Source organism: Moorena sp. SIO3I6 (genome assembly GCF_010672095.1).
Genome location: NZ_JAAHHU010001148.1, coordinates 1 through 1,626, shown reverse-complemented (window position 1 = coordinate 1,626; position 1,626 = coordinate 1). Strand labels below are relative to the sequence as shown.

General features: G+C 43.7%; 2 protein-coding genes and 1 pseudogene. 1 reads left to right on the top strand and 2 read right to left on the bottom strand.

The window, feature by feature from the left end; all coding sequences use genetic code 11:
- Positions 1 to 127, top strand: a pseudogene (locus F6K49_RS47115) (YgcG family protein); the annotation flags it as partial.
- A gap of 52 nt (positions 128 to 179) precedes the next feature.
- Here the strand turns inward: F6K49_RS47115 and F6K49_RS47110 are convergent.
- Positions 180 to 644: a GIY-YIG nuclease family protein gene (locus F6K49_RS47110; RefSeq protein ID WP_075897651.1), complete on the bottom strand. Its 465-nt coding sequence runs from the start codon at positions 642 to 644 to the stop codon at positions 180 to 182.
- A 215-nt stretch (positions 645 to 859) separates the two neighbouring features.
- Positions 860 to 1,626: GNAT family N-acetyltransferase (locus tag F6K49_RS47105; protein WP_293109396.1), on the bottom strand; the 767-nt coding region annotated here is incomplete at its 5' end.

Here is a 1,626-nt window from a genome sequence, read left to right as displayed (position 1 = left end):
TGCTGGCAACTTTAAGAGTGCAGAAGAAACTCAAGAGAGCAATGCTACCCTTTGGGTTGTAGTGATCTTGGTTGTTGCTACAGTTGTGCCGATGGTTACCTACTTTTTCTACCAAGGTTTTTCCTAAGTATTTAGCTATCAGCTATCAGCTATTAGCTGATAGCTGATAGATTACTAACTCAAAGAGATGAGATATATCTCATTACTTCTGGAGTCGCATCAAACCATTCCCCAGAAATCCTAAGATGTTGGAATTTCCTGTGAAATTCGGTTTCCATCTTAGCACTACCTGGGATAATTTTTATTAGTTCTAAAGTCGTTACACTCTTAGTTTCAAGCCCTCTAATATTACCATTGGGGTTAGTAGTGTAACCGATCCGAATCGCATTGCGTCCCTTGTCTAAGATAAAGTAAAGCCTAGCTGGATTTTCTTCCTCAGGGCTGGATAGGCAGCTTTGTACTAAAGTCCCTGTGGCTTTGTGCAACCGAATAAAGGTTTGAGCGTCACTAGCGTATTCTGGAAGCTTAGAACGCTCTACCGCCATGGTCATATAACGCAATGCAGCTGCGTGTCTTCCCTCCGACGCTTCATCGACAGCCAGGGCTAGCAGGTCATAGGGTGAGCATTGGCGAAAATTACTCATTATTGTTGTAGTTGGGCTGAGCAATACCTGATTTGTATGCTAGGAATTGGTAATATTAGCACACCTAATGACCTTATGTAAAGACCTGATCTCAAGTCAGATCCGGGAAATCTGATCGCGTAGCGTGGCCATTCGCGTAGCGTGGCCAATAGGCCAAGGCCAATCTGTGCTTTGTGCAAAAGCCACGTTTATTCAAAATACTCCTCAACTGCTCATCAATCCGGAATCTCAAACGTAATCTCGCGCTTGGTAAAGGGCAAATCTTGATTAATAGCCTCAATTTCCTCAAGTTCCATGACGTTAACCTCATCGATATAGTTTTGAAAAATCCGGTCAAAGCGTTTATCATAGAATCGGTGAACACTATGGTTAGCAGTTGCTGGGAAGCCACGACGCTTCTTGTGACGCCCACCAGCACCAGGGTCAAACATGGTGATGCCCTGGTCGATTGCCCAGTCAATCGGTGCATAGTAACAGGCTTCAAAATGTAGGCAGTCAAATTCTTCAAAACAGCCCCAATAACGACCATACAAATGATTGCCCTTATTGATACAAAAGGACATTCCCACTGGTTTTTGGTCATCCTCCTCCCGATAAGCAGCCATTAGTACCACTCGCTGACGGTAGTTAGGATACAACTGTTTAAAAAACTGGCGCGTGAGATATTTGCTACCCCACATAAATTTATCGCAGGTGCTGCTGTAGAAGCTGTAGATTAAGGGAAACAAGGATTTTTGAATCTCATCCCCCGTTAAGATTTTCAGGGTTAGACCTGCTTTGGCTACAGCCTTACGTTCTCGTTTAATATTGCGGCGTTGATTGGCATTAAAGACCTTTAGGTAATCCTCAAAACTCCTAAATCCTTGGTTTTGCCAAATATAGCTGTGATGTAGCCAGCCCTTAAAACCATTGCGTTCAATTACTGGTCGCCAATCCGGGTCAACAAAGAGGAAGTGACAACCAGACAGATGATTGCGATCGA

What these genes read in the sequence shown, in the direction of transcription:
- F6K49_RS47110 (WP_075897651.1), bottom strand. Translation starts at nt 644, where the DNA reads ATGAGTAATTTTCGCCAATGCTCACCCTATGACCTGCTAGCCCTGGCT.